This window comes from Mesorhizobium sp. L103C131B0, from assembly GCF_000502275.1.
Classification (GTDB): Bacteria; Pseudomonadota; Alphaproteobacteria; order Rhizobiales; family Rhizobiaceae; genus Mesorhizobium.
In genome coordinates this window covers 253,476-270,258 of record NZ_AYXC01000001.1, presented here as the reverse complement: position 1 = coordinate 270,258, position 16,783 = coordinate 253,476, and the positions used below count along the sequence as shown (strand labels likewise).

15 protein-coding genes and 1 pseudogene are annotated in these 16,783 nt (G+C 63.9%); 6 read left to right on the top strand and 10 right to left on the bottom strand.

Going from position 1 to position 16,783, the window contains the following annotated elements:
- Positions 1–3: 3 nt before the first annotated feature.
- On the bottom strand, positions 4–765 hold the full coding sequence (locus X730_RS162805; RefSeq protein WP_023683632.1) for a 3-hydroxyacyl-CoA dehydrogenase: 762 nt from the start codon (positions 763–765) through the stop codon (positions 4–6).
- 106 nt (positions 766–871) lie between these two features.
- Complete coding sequence (locus X730_RS162810) at positions 872–1,408, bottom strand: N-acetyltransferase (RefSeq protein ID WP_023683633.1); 537 nt, start codon at positions 1,406–1,408, stop codon at positions 872–874.
- Positions 1,409–1,679: 271 nt separating this feature from the next.
- Here X730_RS162810 and X730_RS162815 point away from each other — a divergent pair, with 271 nt between their 5' ends.
- Positions 1,680–2,666: a glutathione S-transferase family protein gene (locus X730_RS162815; protein WP_023825381.1), complete on the top strand. Its 987-nt coding sequence runs from the start codon at positions 1,680–1,682 to the stop codon at positions 2,664–2,666.
- Positions 2,667–2,682: 16 nt separating this feature from the next.
- On the opposite strand, the gene X730_RS162820 is transcribed toward X730_RS162815, so the two are convergent.
- Positions 2,683–3,177: an NUDIX domain-containing protein gene (locus X730_RS162820; RefSeq protein ID WP_023669957.1), complete on the bottom strand. Its 495-nt coding sequence runs from the start codon at positions 3,175–3,177 to the stop codon at positions 2,683–2,685.
- A gap of 77 nt (positions 3,178–3,254) precedes the next feature.
- On the opposite strand from X730_RS162820, the gene X730_RS162825 reads away from it, so the two are divergent.
- Positions 3,255–4,181, top strand: coding sequence for a metallophosphoesterase (locus X730_RS162825; protein ID WP_023683636.1), 927 nt, complete (start codon positions 3,255–3,257; stop codon positions 4,179–4,181).
- On the opposite strand, the gene X730_RS162830 is transcribed toward X730_RS162825, so the two are convergent.
- The 4 genes from X730_RS162830 to leuA all read right to left on the bottom strand — a co-directional run bounded on the left by X730_RS162830 (position 4,182) and on the right by leuA (position 9,430).
- Positions 4,182–4,799, bottom strand: a complete 618-nt coding sequence (locus X730_RS162830; protein WP_023817388.1) for a hypothetical protein — start codon at positions 4,797–4,799, stop codon at positions 4,182–4,184. It abuts the gene before it with no gap.
- An 84-nt stretch (positions 4,800–4,883) separates the two neighbouring features.
- Entirely contained in the window at positions 4,884–5,687 is an 804-nt protein-coding gene (locus X730_RS162835; RefSeq protein ID WP_023825380.1) for an alpha/beta fold hydrolase, read from the bottom strand.
- 103 nt (positions 5,688–5,790) lie between these two features.
- The gene (locus tag X730_RS162840; RefSeq protein ID WP_023825379.1) at positions 5,791–7,560 is read right to left on the bottom strand and encodes a hypothetical protein; all 1,770 of its coding nucleotides are present in this window, start codon (positions 7,558–7,560) and stop codon (positions 5,791–5,793) included.
- Between the two features lie 193 nt (positions 7,561–7,753).
- Positions 7,754–9,430 carry a 2-isopropylmalate synthase gene (gene leuA / locus X730_RS162845; protein WP_023683640.1) on the bottom strand — a complete coding sequence of 559 codons (1,677 nt, stop codon included), beginning with the start codon at positions 9,428–9,430 and terminating at the stop codon, positions 7,754–7,756.
- A 482-nt stretch (positions 9,431–9,912) separates the two neighbouring features.
- Between leuA and X730_RS162850 the strand changes: the two genes are divergently transcribed.
- Genes X730_RS162850 through X730_RS162860 form a run of 3 tightly spaced genes read left to right on the top strand, consistent with a single transcriptional unit; the run spans position 9,913 to position 12,175 of the window.
- Entirely contained in the window at positions 9,913–11,079 is a 1,167-nt protein-coding gene (locus X730_RS162850) for an ATP-grasp domain-containing protein (protein WP_023804784.1), read from the top strand.
- A 5-nt stretch (positions 11,080–11,084) separates the two neighbouring features.
- Positions 11,085–11,861, top strand: a complete 777-nt coding sequence (locus X730_RS162855) for an alpha/beta hydrolase-fold protein (protein ID WP_023741035.1) — start codon at positions 11,085–11,087, stop codon at positions 11,859–11,861.
- Positions 11,861–12,175: a nuclear transport factor 2 family protein gene (locus tag X730_RS162860; RefSeq protein WP_031196475.1), complete on the top strand. Its 315-nt coding sequence runs from the start codon at positions 11,861–11,863 to the stop codon at positions 12,173–12,175. Before X730_RS162855 ends, X730_RS162860 begins: the two co-directional genes overlap by 1 nt.
- A 10-nt stretch (positions 12,176–12,185) precedes the next feature.
- Here the strand turns inward: X730_RS162860 and X730_RS162865 are convergent, their stop codons facing one another.
- Positions 12,186–13,721 carry an MFS transporter gene (locus tag X730_RS162865; protein WP_023825378.1) on the bottom strand — a complete coding sequence of 512 codons (1,536 nt, stop codon included), beginning with the start codon at positions 13,719–13,721 and terminating at the stop codon, positions 12,186–12,188.
- A 146-nt stretch (positions 13,722–13,867) separates the two neighbouring features.
- Between X730_RS162865 and X730_RS01000000164100 the strand changes: the two are divergent.
- Positions 13,868–14,763, top strand: a pseudogene (locus tag X730_RS01000000164100) (LysR family transcriptional regulator).
- A gap of 56 nt (positions 14,764–14,819) precedes the next feature.
- On the opposite strand, the gene X730_RS162870 reads toward X730_RS01000000164100, so the two are convergent.
- Together X730_RS162870 and X730_RS162875 are read right to left on the bottom strand one after the other, a co-directional pair.
- The gene (locus tag X730_RS162870; RefSeq protein WP_023669968.1) at positions 14,820–15,572 is read right to left on the bottom strand and encodes an SDR family NAD(P)-dependent oxidoreductase; all 753 of its coding nucleotides are present in this window, start codon (positions 15,570–15,572) and stop codon (positions 14,820–14,822) included.
- Positions 15,573–15,617: 45 nt separating this feature from the next.
- On the bottom strand, positions 15,618–16,706 hold the full coding sequence (locus X730_RS162875) for an AbrB family transcriptional regulator (RefSeq protein WP_023754959.1): 1,089 nt from the start codon (positions 16,704–16,706) through the stop codon (positions 15,618–15,620).
- Positions 16,707–16,783: the final 77 nt, after the last annotated feature.

Here is a 16,783-nt window from a genome sequence, read left to right as displayed (position 1 = left end):
CGTCTATTTCGGCGCCATGCGGATTGCCCCATCGAGGCGGATGGTTTCGCCGTTCAGCATCTGGTTTTCGACGATATGCAGGGCGAGCGCGGCATATTCGGACGGCTCGCCGAGGCGGGACGGGAAGGGCACGGCCGCGCCGAGCGAATCCTGCACCTCCTGCGGCATGCCGGCCATCATTGGCGTCTTGAAGATGCCGGGCGCGATGGTGCAGACGCGAATGCCAGAGCGCGCCAGGTCGCGGGCAACCGGCAGCGTCATGCCGACGACGCCGCCCTTGGATGCGGCATAGGCGGCCTGGCCGATCTGGCCATCATAAGCGGCCACCGACGCGGTGTTGACGATGACGCCGCGCTCGCCGCCCTGCAGCGGTTCGAGTTTGGCGGCACGGTCGGCGACGAGGCGGATCATGTTGAAGGTGCCGATCAAATTGATCTCGATCACCTTGCGGTACTGGTCGAGCGGATGTGGACCATCCTTGCCGATCGTCTTCACGCCGATGGCAATGCCCGCGCAATTGACCAGGATGCGCGCTGGCCCAAGTCTCTTTTCCACCTCGGCGACCGCGGCCGCACCGCTGTCGGCGCTGCTCACATCGCACTGGATGGCGGCGCCGCCAATGTCGCCCGCCACCTTCGATGCCCGGTCGATGCCGATATCGAAAATGGCGACGCGCGCGCCCTTGTCGGCCAGCGCGCGGGCGGTTGCCTCGCCGAGGCCGGAGCCGCCGCCGGTTACGATCGCAATCTGGCCGTTCGGGTTCATGCTGCATGCTCCGTGCTGTTCCGGGTCATGCTACGGAGGTCGCCGCCATGGTGCAACCTGACCAATGGGGATCCATCGCGACTGGTGCCGCGACCGATCCTGGAGCTCAGGCCATCACTGGTGCCTGCTCCGCGATCCTGGCAAGGCTGGCATGGCCGACCTCGCCGGAGAGCCGCGCCACGGCACCGGGCACGATCTCGTGCGACAGCAGCCGGTCGAGGTCGACCGGGCGCGGCATGGAGATCTGGCCGCGGGGGATCTTTCTGAAGCCGAGCGGGCCGTAATAAGGCTCGTCGCCGACAAGGATCACCGCCGGCGCGCCGGCCTTGGCGGCCGCCTCCAGCGCGATCGCCACGAGCCGGCGGCCGATACCGAGATTCTTGAAGGCGGGCCGCACGGCGAGCGGCCCGAGCATCAGCGCGCGTCCGGCGCCGGCGGCGATGCGGGTCATGCGCACCGAAGCAACGACGATGTCGCCATTCATGGCGACAAAGGATAGCGAGCGCTCGTGGCCGCCGGTCTCGCGAATCTTGTAGGCGGCCAGCACGAAACGGCCGGGGCCAAAGGCTTCGTCGTTGATGGCTTCGATTTCGGGATCATGCGCCGGAGTTTCCGGCAGGTATTTCACGTCGGCAAGGCTCATGGTCTTCGCGGTCCGATAAAGAGGAAAGGTTGCTGCAAGCGGCAGCGTTCGCCAGTCAGCGCTTTCTAAGCGCGGGCGCCCTTTCGTCGTCGGTCAAACCGGATCAAGCCAAGATCGAACATGCGGAGTGTCCGCTAGCATCAATTTCCGGCGGCTGCAATCGGCTGTTTTCAACCGGCGTTTCATACGAGTGACGCTCTGTTCAGCAGATGACGGCTTCGGCATTGCCGCCTTGCGACTACATTGGCCAAGGCACGCAAGGAGATTTCGTATGGGATTGCTGGTCGAAGGCAAATGGCAGGACCGTCCGGCCAATGTCGATAGCAGCGGCAGGTTCATCCGGGCCGAGACGCAGCGGCGTGACCGGATCACGCGCGACGGCGCGCCGGCGCAAGGTCGTTCGCGCGGCTTCAAGGCCGAGCCCGGACGCTACCATCTTTATGTCTCGCTCGCCTGTCCGTGGGCGCACCGCACGGTGATCTTTCGCGCGCTGAAGAAGCTAGAAGACATCATCCCGGTTTCAGTCGTGCATCATTTCCTCGGTACTGAGGGCTGGACGTTTTTGGCCGAGGATGGCGCCACCGGCGACACGCTCTACGGCCTCGACTTCCTGCACCAAATCTACACGAAGGCCGATCCAGCCTATTCGGGCCGGCTTTCGGTGCCGGTGCTGTGGGACAAGAAGGAAGAGACCATCGTCTCCAACGAATCCGCCGAAATCATCCGCATGCTCAATTCGGCCTTCGACGAGTGGGGCGATGCCGCTCTCGATTTCTATCCGCCAGGCCTGCGCGGCGAGATTGACAAGGTCAATGCGCTGGTCTTTCCCGCCGTCAACAACGGCGTCTACCGCGCCGGCTTTGCCACCACGCAAGCGGCCTATGAAGAGGCGTTCGGCGAGCTGTTCGCGGCGCTCGACACGCTGGAGGGCCGACTGTCAAAACAGCGCTATCTCACTGGCGAGCGTATCACCGAGGCCGACTGGCGGCTGTTCACCACGCTGGTGCGTTTCGACCCGGTCTATGTCGGCCATTTCAAATGCAATCTGCGCCGCATCGCCGACTATCCGAACCTTTCGAACTATCTGCGCGACCTCTACCAGGTGCCCGGTATCGCCGGCACGGTGAACCTGCACCACATCAAAATGCACTATTACGGCAGCCACGAGAGCATCAACCCGACGCGCATCGTGCCGGTCGGGCCTGGGCTCGACTATGGCGCGCCGCACGACCGGGCGCGGTTCAGGCAGGCGGCGTGAGCATCGGATTGACAGCCTACCAGTACGGCGATACCGGCTCGCCTTCAAAAACCTCGGCAAGCCGCCGCAGCGTCGCCGGCGTCGTGCCATGCGGCAAGCGGTCGAGCGGAAAGAAGCCTGCTTCGGCGATCTCGTGGTCCGGCAGTTTCGGCGCGGTCTGGTTGAAGGTTTCGATGAGATAGAGGCCGACATGGTCGCGGCGGCTGGAGCGGCGGTTGAAATGCATCGATTTCAGCACCGGCTGGGCTGTCAGCGCGATGTTGCCTTCCTCGGCCAGTTCGCGCACCAGCGCCTCACCGAGCGTCTCGCCGACTTCGACGCCCCCGCCCGGCAATTGCCAGCCGGGAACGTAGGTGTGGCGGATGAGGAAGACAGTGTTCGAGGCGCGATCGTGGATCAGGCCGCGCACGCCCAGCGTCATCGGCCGCCGCAGAAGGAAATAGAGATGGAACAGCCTTGCCCTGAGGCCTGCCCAGCCGGTCTGGCGAAACGCCTGCTCCGGGTCCGACATAGCCATGACTAGCGAAACCGTGGATGGGCAGGAAACAGTGAGTGGAAAGCGGGGAGCGCGTCGCCTATGAAGGAAGGATGTTCAGGCTCGCGCATATTTCCGATGTCCATCTGGGGCCGCTTCCCGGTGTAACCTATCGCGAACTCGCGTCCAAGCGCGTCGTCGGCTACGTCAACTGGCAGCGCAACCGCCGCCGCCATATGCACGATGCCGTCATCGACACCATCGTCGCCGACATGAAGGCGAGCACACCCGACCACCTCACCGTTACCGGCGATCTGGTCAATCTGGCGCTCGACGGCGAGATCGAGATGGCCAAGCACTGGCTTGAGACGCTGGGTTCGCCGGAGGATGTCTCGGTGGTGCCGGGCAACCACGACGCCTATGTGCCGGGCGCCTTCGACAAGGTCTGCCGCTCCTGGGCGGCGTGGATGAGCGGCGACGGCGTGACTGCGCCGATCGACCGCAACGCTTTTCCCTATCTGCGCGTACGCGGCAATGTCGCGCTGATCGGCGTTTCGACGGCGCGCGCTACGGCGCCGTTCATGGCCAATGGCTTCTTCCTCGAAGGTCAGGCGCAAAGGCTGGCGACAGTGCTCGACGCAACGAACAAACGCGGCCTGTTGCGGGTGATCATGATTCATCATCCGCCGGTGCGCGGCGCCGTCGCCCAGCAAAAGCGCCTGTTCGGCATCTCCCGCTTCCACAAGACCGTTCATAGGCATGGCGCCGAACTCGTGCTGCACGGCCATTCGCATCTGCCGTCGCTGTTCTTCATCGGCGGGCGCGGCGCCAGGATTCCGGTCGTCGGCGTCGCCGCCGCCGGGCAGTCGCCAGGCAGCAAGAACCCGGCGGCACAGTACAATCTGCTCGATATTGACGGGGAGAAGGGCAATTGGCTGATTCGCCTGACGCGGCGCGGCCTGACCGGGCCGGCCTTGCCGCCATCGGACCTGCAGGTCATTGAACTCGGCGCGCAGACACCGAGGCCTCCAGATCGTTGATCAGAAGCTGATCTTCATCGCCATCAGGCGATCCCAAAACAGCGCGGCCGCCACCGCCAGGCCAACAAGCGCGCCGGCGGCGACCAAGCCGAGACCGGAAAGGAACGTCGACCAGCCCCTGCGGGGCACGGCTGCTTGCAAGGGCGGCTCAGCTTCCGGCACGGCGGCGCGTTTCAGGTCGGCGACGGCCGGCTCGACACCGCCCTCCATCATGCGCTGGCGCTCGACGATACGCTCCGCCACATAGCGCGTGACCTGATCGGCGACCGGTTTCATATCGGTTGATTCGGCGAGCACGACGCGGCCGATGCGGGTATCCCTGAGAAAGCGGTAGGTGCGGCGGTCGCGCCCCATGGCGACATGGCTGACGGCGTCGATCCACAGGCGGGGCTGCAGGCCGGAGGAGATGACGAAGTCGAAATTGTCCATGTCGGCGGGCACGTCGGCAAAGACCGGGGCGAGCTCAGCGGCGAGCAGATCAAGCCGCATCCGGTGCGCCTCGCGCATGTCGACCACGACATCGTCGCGATCGGCGAAGGCATTTTTCACATCGCGAACGGCGTCGGACAGTTTGCGGGAGGTGTCGATGGGGGTGATGTTTTCGCCAGTGTCCTTCATCGGCGTCGCCTCGCTGATATGGTTAATTGCGAGTTAACACAGGCGGCGGCAAAATGCACTGGCGAGATGCGGGGCGCAAGTAAGTTAGCTCGCCGCGGCCTCGAATGTCGGACGCAGGCGCCTGCCGCGGCGTGCCATGTTTCGGCGCACGGCCTGGGCGACCACATCAGGTACTTCCTCGACCAGCATATGGCCGGCATCGAGCACGTGATGAATATGAAAATGCGCCGGCAGACAATCAGCCTGGGTAAAGGGCAGCACCGGATCGTCCGTTCCCCAAACCACCATCACCGGCATGTCGAGGGTGTCCAGCTGTTCGCGGGGTATGACCCCCTGCCGCTCGTTCCTGGTCATGACGGCCGATATCTCAATCAGCTTGCGCAACTGGCCGGGGCGACGGCGTAGGTCCGCCAGGACGCCAACGATGCGTTCGGGCGGCGGGCTTCGCGGTCCCGACATGGCGGCAAGGCAGGCGCGGATTTCCCGTCTGTCGGCGGCCGCGGCGTAGCGGCGCAACAGCGGTCCGTTGATCTCGGGGCCAGCACCGCCCGGCGCCAGAAGCGTCAGCGAGCCTATCCTTTCAGGCTCGGCAAGCGCCATCAGGGAGGCGACCGCGCCGCCCATCGAATGACCGGCGACATGCACCCTTGCTATCCCGCGTGCGGCGATATCGGCGAGAACCGCTCGCGCCGCTGTTTTGGCCGGGCCGCTGCCAGGAAATTCGAGAGACAGTCCGTGTCCCGGAAGATCGTAGGCCAAGGTCCTGACATCGGGCCCTAGCGACGCGGTCACCTCGCGCCAGATATCATGGCAACCACCGAAGCCATGCAGCAGGACGACCGTCTTCGGCCCGGCGCCCCGCTCGGCAACATAGAGGGATGAGACCATGAAAATGTGCGATTATTGCAAGACTGGAGAGGAAATTCGAATCGAGGCTGGATTGCTCCCAGTCCAGACCGATGGCCAGTAAAGTTTTCGCGATCCGGAAAGACTAGCTGGCGTTGCCGAGGCCCGCGGCGCGCAGCGCCTCAACCAGCCGGTCGGTCAGATCGGCGGGATATTTGCGCTCGGCGAAGGCCGCGCGCGGATCGGCGGCGAATTTCGGGAATTTGGTGGTCAGCTCATCCAGAAGCTTGGCTGCCAGCTGTTCGCGGCCGGCAGCCTTGGCGCCGATCAGCCGCGCCGCCAGATAGTGCGATTTCATCGCCGTCGTGCGCAGCGACTCGCTGGCTATCGCGGCCTTGTTCATGTCGCCCAGCATGAATTGCCCGGCGAAAAGCCCAAAATCCCACCATGTCGGATGGCCGCTGAACGTCTCAACGGCATGGGTCAGGATGGGTGTTCCCTCGGCATATTTGCCGGCAAAGATCAGGCCATAGCCGTAAGCGGCAGCCATGCCGAGGTCGTAGGGGTTGAGCTCATAGGCCTTGCGCATCCAGCGGATCGATTCCTCGGTGTTGCCGAGGCGCGAGTTGAGGTAGCCGTAGGCGCGGTGCGCATAAGGGCTGGTCGGTCCCATCTGGATGGCGCGATGGGCGAAAGACATTGCCTGTTCGACCGTCGCGCCAGGCGGATAGGCGTAATGATCGGTGGCGGCCTCAAGGGTCAGGGAGGCCAGTTCCGAATAGACCAAGGACGATTTCGCACCCTGGCCGGCGAGCTTGTCCAGGCAGCGATAGGCAGCCTCGTGCGTCCTGGTGCTCTGGTCGAGATAGTATCTGTCGTTGAGGATCAGGCAGCTCGTCAGCCCGGTCTGAATGCCGTTCTGTTCGATGTAGCTGTAGAGCGGGCCGGAGGCGGGAATGGTCGAGCTGAGGATGGCGGCGATACGATCCTCGACGGTGCCAGTTGCGCTGTCGGCGGCCGTCAGACTGCGGGACAAAAGCACGCGGCCGGTCGCCACGCTCTGCAGTTCGAGCGTCACGTCACCTGCCATTGGTCCCGGCAGGACATCGAAAACGAAGCTGGTCGGGTCGGTGCTCGGATCGCGCTTGCTGTCGGCGTCGCGGCCGATGAAGTCGATCGTGTCGAAACCGGCAAGGCCGGCGCGCAGCGAAGCGGCGACGCGGCCGGCCTCGGGGCCGGTGGCCTTCACCGCGATGTAGACGAGGGGCAGGGCCTCCATCGACGGCGATGCGATGCTGCTCGTTACGCCCGCGGTCTCGACCACCGCGGTAGGATCGCTGCTGGCAAGCAATGCGCCGCTGCCCTGGCGCAGGATGAGCACGCCCAGCATGAGAATGACCAGCGTCATGGCGACCCAGAAGAACTGGAGATGGCGCGCCAGCGAAGGCCCAGGTTCTGTAACCCCCGAAGCTGTCGCGGCAGCGGGAACGGCGTCAAGAGCCGCCTGGTCGGGCGATCCGGGCAAGGCGGCTACCGCCGCCGCAAGCGGCTCCTGCCCAACCGGCAGGCGTATGGCGTTGAGCTCATAGGACGGCACGTAGCCGCCGCGCGGAATGGCAATGCGAACCGGTTCGGCTATGCCTTCATTGGCGAAATAATGCTGGAGAAGTTCGCGCAGCCGGCCTGCCTGCACCCGGACAACGGCGTCGGTCGACGAATCGAAATCGCCGTCCTTGCCGAAGACGTCCATGGCGATGGAGAAACCCTTGAGCCTGTCGGCTTCGCCGGCCTGCTCGCGCTCAACAAGATAGCGCAGCAACTTGCGCGCGCGCTCGGAACGTCCGAACGTTTCGCTGGCGAGCAGTCGCTCCAGTGTCTCGCGCACTGCGGGGGCGGCAGGCGTGGCATGCTGCAAGTGTCGATCCTCTCGAAGTCGGCACAGGTTGAGGCGCAATCATATAGAGCCTGCACTTCCATACAAGCATGCTTATGTTATGCGATCGCGTAACACACCGGATAGTTGCCGGTGGTTGACACAAAAGACCGGAATTTCCCTCGGCAAATGGGGGATTTCCGGGCGCCGCGGACATTCGGCGCCCGGGAAAATATCAGCCGGCCTTGCGGCCGATTATCCGGTTGGCGGCCGAAACAACGGCTTCCAGCGAGGCGGCGACGATGTTGGTGTTGATGCCGGCGCCGAACAGCTTGCCGCCGGGATATTCCATCTCGACATAGGAAATCGCCGAGGCGTTCGAGCCGCGCTGGAGCGAATGTTCGGAATAATCAAGCACCGACATGTCGACGCCAACATGACGCGACAGCGCATCGACGAAGCCGTCGATCGGGCCGGTGCCGGAGCCGGCGATTGTCGTCTCCTTGCCGTTGTCGAGGATCACCGCCTCGACCACGCGCCGGCCCTTTTTCTCGGTATCGGGATAGGTGTGATGGTCGAGGAACTTCAGTCGTGCGCCGGGCTGGTCGACATAGGTTTCAATAAAGCGGTCATGGATGCGTTTTGCCGGCACTTCCTTGCCTTCGGCGTCGGTGATCGCCTGGATCTCCTGGCTGAACTCGATCTGCAGGTTGCGCGGCAGATTGAGGCCGTAATCGGCCTGCAGTACATAGGCGATGCCGCCTTTGCCCGACTGCGAGTTGATGCGGATGATCGCCTCGTAGCTGCGTCCGACATCGGCCGGATCGATCGGCAGATAGGGCACTTCCCAGACCGGCGTGTTGGCCTTCTTCAAGGCCTTCATGCCCTTGTTGATGGCGTCCTGGTGCGAGCCGGAAAAGGCGGTGTAGACGAGTTCGCCGACATAGGGATGGCGCTCGGAGATCTTCAGCTGGTTGGAATATTCGTAGACGTCCTTCATCCGGTTGATGTCGGAGCAATCCAGATGGGGATCGACGCCTTGCGTGTACATGTTGAGCGCCAGCGTCACGATGTCGACATTTCCGGTGCGCTCGCCATTGCCGAACAGCGTGCCTTCGACGCGGTCCGCACCCGCCATCAGGCCGAGCTCGGTGGTGGCGATGCCGGTGCCGCGATCGTTGTGGGGGTGCAGCGAGATCAGCAGGTTCTCGCGGTCGTCCAGGTTGCGGCACATCCATTCGATCCGGTCGGCATAGATGTTGGGCGTCGACATCTCGACCGTCGACGGCAGGTTGATGATCAGTCTGTTGTCGGCTGTCGGCTTCACGATCTCGGTGACGGCGTTGCATATCTCCAGCGCGACTTCGAGCTCGGTGCCGGTAAAGCTTTCGGGCGAATATTCGAAGCGATAACCGCCGCCGGCCTTGGCCGCCATGTCGGTGATCATCTTGGCCGCGTCGGTGGCGATGCGCTTGATACCGCCGACATCCTTCTCGAAGACGACGCGACGCTGCAACTCGCTGGTCGAATTGTAGAAATGCACGATCGGGTTGGTGGCGCCCTTCAGAGATTCGAAGGTGCGGGTGATGAGTTCGGGACGGCACTGCACCAGCACCTGTAGCGAAACATCAGCCGGCACATTGCCTTCCTCGATGCACCAGCGGGCGAAATCGAAATCGGTCTGCGAGGCCGAGGGGAAACCGATCTCGATCTCCTTGAAACCCATGTCGAGCAGCAGGGCGAACATGCGCGCCTTGCGCTCATGACCCATCGGATCGATCAGCGCCTGGTTGCCGTCGCGCAAATCGACCGAGCACCACACCGGTGCCTTGTCGATGACCTTGTTGGGCCAGGTGCGGTCGGTGAGACCGACCGTCGGGTAGGGCTGGTATTTTCGGGCCGCGCCCGGCATGTGGCCGGCCGCGCGTTTTACGCTTTCGGCTTCGCCGGCGCGGATGTCTTCTCGTGCGTTCATCGTCTTGTTCTCCCGGCGGCTCGCGGATCGGTCTTCGGACGGATTCCAGGGCGAGCAGCGCCTTATCAGATTTTCGTTCGCTTGATGTGAATTGCCAATTTCTGAACTGGCCAAGGAGCGTGCGCGTAAGCGGCGGTTCGACCGCCGGGCGCTCCTTCAGCGAACCCGGCGATCGCCGATAAGGCCGAGAAGAAGCAGGGTCGATGCCAGCGCGCGCACGGTCTCGCCGGCAAAGCCGGTCGGACGGGAAGCGACGGAGGAGACGCGCGTGTTCATGGCGGGTTTCATACAGGAGCCGCCATGGACAGGCAAGTGGGCTGCCATTCCACCACTCGCGAGCACTCTTCCCCATGCGCGGCAAATGCGCCAGACTTGCGTGTAGCCGGGGCCGCAATGCTTCGCCGTCTGAGGGGTCATCCGTGAATTTCGTTTTCTTCTCGCCGCATTTTCCCGCCAACGGCGCCGATTTCTGCGACCGGCTGAAAAAGGCCGGCGCCACGGTGCTGGGCATTGGCGATGCGCCTTATGAGGCGCTGGACGGGAAGCTGAAGGTGGCCCTGTCGGAATATTACCGCATCGCCGACATGGAGGACTACGATCCGGTGTTCCGGGCCATGGGTCATTTCATCCACAAATGGGGCCGGATCGAGCGCTTCGAGTCCCTCAACGAGCATTGGCTGGAGCTGGAAGCCAACATCCGCACCGACTTCAACATCTACGGCACCAAGCTCGATTTCGTGAAGAATTTGAAGCGCAAGAGCCGCATGCGTGCATTCTTCCGCAAGAGCGGCGTCGACACCATCGCCCAGCGCAAATGCTCCGACCGGGCCGGCGCCATGACCTTCATCCGCCGCGTCGGCTATCCCGTGGTGGTGAAGCCCGATTCCGGGTCCGGCGCCTCGAACACTTTCAAGATTTCCAACGCCAGGGAGCTTGACCAGTTCTTCAGAGACAAGCCCGAGGACGTGACCTTCGTCATGGAGCAATTCATCGAGGGGCTGGTGGTGACCTTCGATGGGCTGGTCAACCGTGACGGCGAGGTGGTGCTGGCGGCCAGCCACCGCTACGACCAGAGCATCATGGAAGTGGTCAACAAGGATCGCCACATGAGCTACACCTGCTTTCCCAAGGTCCGACCGGCGATCGAAGAGGCCGGCCGCAAAATCCTCAAGGCGTTCGACGTGCGCGAGCGCTTCTTCCACATCGAGCTGTTCGAAACCAAGGACGACCGCGTCATCGCGCTTGAGGTCAACATGCGGCCGCCCGGCGCCTGGATGACCGATGCGATCAACTACACGTTCGACATCGACGTCTACGCGGCCTGGGCCGACATGGTGGTGAAGGATGCCGCCGGTGGTCCTTATGAGGGCAAGTATTTCACCGCTTATGCCAGCCGCAAGCAGCACCTCCACTATTTGCACAGCCATGAGGACGTGCTAGCCGCGCATCGCGACAAGATCGTCCATCATCAGCCGATAGAAAATGTTTTCAGCCGCGCCATGGGAAATTACGCCTACCAGATGCGCTCGAAGGACGAGAGAGAGCTGCGCGCGGCCGTCGCCTACATCCACGCGGAAAAGGCTTAGACGCGATGGACATCTCCTATCACAAGGGTTTCTCCGGCAATCTCGGCCGCGACATGGAATACAAGCGCTACGGCCATGCCGGCCGGCCGGTGGTGGTGTTCCCGACGTCGCAGGGGCGGTTCTACCAGTTCGAGGATTCCGGCGGGGTTGGAGCGCTGGCCGAATTCATCGATACCGGCCGCATCCAGCTGTTTGCGGTCGACGGCGTCGATTCGGAATCGTTCTTCAACAAGCATGCCGGCGTCGCCCACCGCATCGGTCGCCACGAGGCTTATTTCCGATATGTGCGCGAGGAGGCGCTGCCGGAGTTTCTGGCGACCGCCGAGCAAGCCAATGGCGGGCGCAAATTAAAGCCGCTGTTCACCGGCTGTTCGATGGGCGGTTATCATTCCACGAACTTCGTCTTTCGCTTTCCCGAACTCGCCAGCGGCGTCATCGCGCTGTCGGGCGTCTATTCGGCGGGCGACTTCTTCGGCAAGGCGCTGGAAGGTGATATCTTCTACAATTCACCGCTCGACTATCTGCCCGGCACCGTAGACCCAAAGCTGCTTGCCCGGCTGAAGTCGCTGAGGATGATCTTCTGCTGCGGGCAGGGTGCCTGGGAAGAGCGGATGCTGGTCGAGACCCGCAGGCTGGAACAGATCCTGCGCGACAAATCCATTCCCGCCTGGGTCGACTATTGGGGCGGCGATGTCAGTCATGACTGGCCATGGTGGCACAAGCAGCTGGTCTATTTCTTCGGCCGCTGGCTGGATGATGATCTGATGCACCGGCTCGATTGATGACCACACCCGAACCTATCCGCCGCTTTATCGAGGCCACCAATGCGGGTGATAGCGAAGCCGTTCTCCACACGTTCACAGCCGACGCGTCCCTGACCGACTGGGGGCGGTCCTTCCAAGGCCGCCAGCAGATCGCGCGCTGGAACCAGTCGGACAATATCGGCGTGAATTCCAATCTTCGCATTGTCCGCATCGCCGAGGTCGAGGGCAGCTACCGCGTCCGCATTGCCGTGAAAGGCAATGGCTTCAACGGCGAGGGTGACATGACCTTCGTGCTGGACGGCCACCGCATAGCGAGCCTCGTCATCTCCTGACGCGGCTCAGCTACCCTTCCTGGCAAACCGGCAGAGCAATGGTCTCGTGTTCCACCGCCGATCCACGGCGCAAGCCGAGAAAGACGACAAGGGCGGTGACGATGGTGATTGCCGCCAGCACGATCAGCAGCCTGTCGAACGCGATCTCATAGGCCTGGACCAGGACCGTGGCTCCGGCACCCGGCAAGCGGGCTGCCGCTTCGCCGATGTTGCCGGTCACCAGCAGCTGCGCGGCGGCGGTTGCATCCAGGGAAGACGCCGTTCCCTGAGCCGCCAGTTGGGCTGCCGTGAAACCCGACAGGACTGCCATGACGATCGCCAGCGCCACGCCTTCGCAAGCGACGCGGGTGGTGTTGAAGATGCCGACCGCCATGCCGGCACGCTCTTTCGGCACGACGCCGACGGCAAGTCCGTCCATCAGCCCCCAGGGCAAGGCGATGCCGACGCCGATGAGGATCAGCGGCGCCACCAGCGCTGCGGCGACAGGCGGTGTCAGGCTCAGCCAGACAAGGCCGCCGGCGGCCACAAGCAGGCCGACACCGCAGATCGTTGCCGGAGCGATCCAGCGCGCTACCTGGCCGGCGAGCAGTGGCAGGATCAACAGCGGTCCCGACAGGCAGATCATCAACTGCCCCGCCTTGATCTCGCTCATCCCCTCGATGCCGATGAAGCGGATCGGCAACAGCACCAGCAGGACGACGAAGCCATAGGCGGGAGCGGCCGCCAGGAACTGGACGCCGACGAAGCGGGGAAAGCGGAACAGCGAGAGATCGAGCATCGGCCGGCGCACGCGCCGCTCGACGACGACGAAAGCGGCAAAGCAAAGGGCGGCCGCCACGAGAAGCGCGATCACCAGGGGATCGGTCCAGCCGCTCTGCGGCGCTTGCAGCACGCCGTAGGTCAGCGATGCCAGCGCGATCGTAAAGGTGCCGGCTCCCGCCCAGTCGAGGCCGGTCGCATCCGGATCGCGCGATTCCCTGATGGTGCGCAGGCCGAGCAAAGCGGCTGCAATCGCGAGCACTGCCACCAAGACGAAGATCGATCGCCAGCCGAAAGCATCTATGAGCAGGCCCGACGCGATCGGCCCAAAAGCGAGGCCGATGCCGAAACTGGTGCCGAGGAAGGAGAAGGCGCGCAGCCGCAATGGCCCATCGAATTCCTGGGCAAGAGCGGAGGCGCCGCCGGCAAAGGCGGCGGCACTGCCGAGCCCTTGCGCAGCCCTGAGCACATCGAACCAGACGATATCAGGGGCGAACATCGATCCCAGCGATGCCAGCACATAGGTGGCGAGGCCAACAAGGAAGAGCCGCTTGCGGCCATGATTGTCGGCCAGCGCGCCTGATGCCATCAAGGTGGCGGCGAAGGTCAGCATGAAGGCGTCGGTCACCCAGTTGAGCGCGATCGGGCTGCCGCCGAGGTCGGCCGCAATGCGGGAAAGCGCGACGGCCGGGCCGGTGAAGGTCAAGGGCATTGTCATGGCGGCAAGGCATACCGACAACAGGACAAGCCATGGCGCGACCGCGCCGTTTGTGGTCTTCGAGGTCATGGATTTCCTATCTGAACCAGGATCCGCCGGCCTGCCGCAAGCTTGCTGCGCCGGTCGTAACGGGAAGATAGGCTCGCGACACTTCGAGAAAAATAGTGTTAAATCTCCAGATATACCGGACTGAAACGCTCGAATGGAGAGATGCGATGGAACGCCTCAATGGGCTCCTGGCCTTTCCCGCACGGCTGAGTTCGGCAGCTTCATCGCTGCGGGCCGCACGCTCGGCATCTCGGCATCGGCCGTCGGCAAGAGCGTCGCCAGGCTCGAGCAGGATCTCGGCGTAAGGTTGCTTCAGCGCAGCACGCGCCGCATCGGCCTGACCGAAGAGGGCAAGCTGTTCAACGAGCGGGTGCGGCGCATCCTCGACGACATCGACGATGCCGAGGCGATGCTGTCGCGGAGCCGCGAAACACCGCATGGGCGGCTGCGCGTTTCGACGCCGATCGTGACCTATCATTTGCTGTTCCCGGTGCTGTCCGAGTTCATGGCGCGCTATCCCGAAATCGAACTCGACATCGACTTTAACGACCGCATCGTCGACCTCATCGACGAAGGCGTCGACATCGCGATCCGCAGCGGCGACCTGCCGGATTCGCGCCTGGTGGCGCGGCCGCTTGCACCCTTCCGGCTGCTGTTGTGTGCGGCACCCTCCTATATCGAGCAGCACGGCAACCCGAGCCTCCCGGACGATCTCGTGAACCATTACGGCATCCGCTTCCACTTTCCCAACAGCGGCAAGCTGCAAGGCTGGCCGTTCATCGGCGGCAGCGCCGAGCCGCAGGTCCGCTCGATGCTGACCTGCAACAACACGGAGGCGCTGAAGGGCGCCACGATGGCCGGGCTCGGCATCAGCTCGATGCCCGATTTCCTGGTCCGCGAGGCGCTGCGTGACGGCCTGCTGCGCACGGTGCTGGATGACCATGTCGACGGCCGCGGCCAGTTCCGGTTGTTGTGGCCGTCCAATCGTCATTTGTCGCCGAAGGTTCGCGCCTTCGTCGATTTCCTTCCCAACCGGCTTGCCGCGACGCTGAGCGGCTCTTGAATTAGTCCTTCGCGGCCGACGGCGATAACGAAGACAGCGAGGAATAGCTCTGCTTCTCAGTAGGTGGCGCGGCCGCCGGACAGGTCGAAGGTCGCGCCGGTGGTGAAGGAATTTTCGTCCGATAGCATGAAGGCGATCATCGCAGCCGCCTCTTCGACTTCGACGAACCGGCCTCGCGGCACCTTGCCCAGCATGTAGGCGACCTGGGCCTCAGTGAGCTGTTCGAGGATGCGGGTGCGGGCGGGCGATGGGGTCAGCGCGTTGACGGCGATGTCGTGGCCGGCCAGTTCCTTACCGAGCGATTTTGTCAGCGCGAGCACGCCGGCCTTGGCGGCGGAATAGGCGGCGGCATTCGGATTGCCTTCCTTGCCTGCGACCGAGGCGATGTTGACGATGCGGCCGTAGCTGCGCGCGATCATGCCGGGCACCAGGCGCTTGCAGCAGTAGAAGACGCCGTTGAGGTCGATGTCGATTATCTGGCGCCAGGCGGCAGGATCATAATCCGCCACCGTCGCTGCCGGTCCGGCGATGCCGGCATTGTTTACCAGCAGATCGACCGGACCAAGCGAGCGCTCGGTTTCGGTCGCGGCGCTGTCGACGGCCTCCATCAGCGATTGATCGCACAGCAAACCCTCGACCCGGCCGAGCGGGGCGAGTTCGGAAACGGCCTTCGCCATGGCGGTCTCGTCCACATCCCAGATGGCGACGCTGGCGCCCGATGACAGCAGTCGCCGGGCGACAGCAAGGCCGATGCCTTGCGCGCCGCCGGTCACCACGGCGACCCGGCCTGAGAGATCGACGGCATTCACACGACGTTTCATGGGCACTTTTCCTCTTCCCTGGATATTTGAATCTCAGTCCCTGACGGCTCTCGCCACCAGCCGCGCTATGCTCGGCCCGGCGATGAGCACGACCAGGAAGCGGGTCGACTGCAAGGCCATGACGAAGGATATGTCGACGTTCTGCGCGGCGGCGGCAATGATGGCGACGCTGTCCATGCCGCCGGGGCTGGTCGCGAGGTAGGCGGTCAGCGGATCGATGCCGAGGACGTGGCTGATCAGCCAGGCAAGCCCGCCGCAAAAGGCGATCAGCACGACGATAGAGCCGACGATCTGCGGCAGCGCCCGTGTCGCATGGCGCAGGATCGCCCGGGTAAAGTTCAGCCCTATCGACCAGCCGACCATCGCATAGGAGAGCGCCAGCAGCCATGGCGGCAATTGCATCGCCGCGCCGAAGCCGAGATGGACTATGGTGCCAAAGATGAAAGTGCCGAGGAAGAAGGGTGACGGCAGCCGGCACAACCGGCCAAGCAGGCCGCCGACCAGCGCCACGCCGAGCGTGGCGGCAAAGGCTGCCGGTTCGATCAGCGGGAACCAGACGATGGCTGGTACCTCGATGCCCGACGTGTCGACCCACATCTTGGCGACGAGCGCCGCCGTCATCGAGACGAAGATGACGCGCAGATACTGCATGAAGGCGACGAGGCGCTGATCGGCGCCGAAGGCACCGGCCATCAGCACCATGGCAGTGGCAGCACCCGGCGACGAGCCCCAGACCGCGGTGGTGCCGGGCAGGATGCGCCAGCGGCTGATCAACCAGCCAAGCAGGCTGGACGCCGCAAGGGTCGCCAGCACCACGACAAGGACCAGCGGCCATTCCTTGTAGAACACCGAAAAAATGTCGGTGGAGATCGACGCCGCGACCAGACAGCCGACCAAGGCCTGGGCGGCGGCGGACAGCGGCCGCGGCACGCGCACCGTGGCGCCATTGGTGCCGGCAAGGATCGCCGCCAGCATCGGGCCGATCAGCAGCGCCGCCGGCAGTGCGGCGTATTCCAGCGCGCCGGCGAACAGCAGCGAGACGATCAGCAGCACCACCCACTGCCGAACCGGACGCATGCGCGCCATGCGTTCGACGGCCGGTTGGTCTGGCGAAGAGTCCATGTTTGGGTCTTAGACCTGGAAGAGAAAAATGCGAACGCTGTCTCGGACGAAATTCACGACCCCGACCCCGCGTTGGG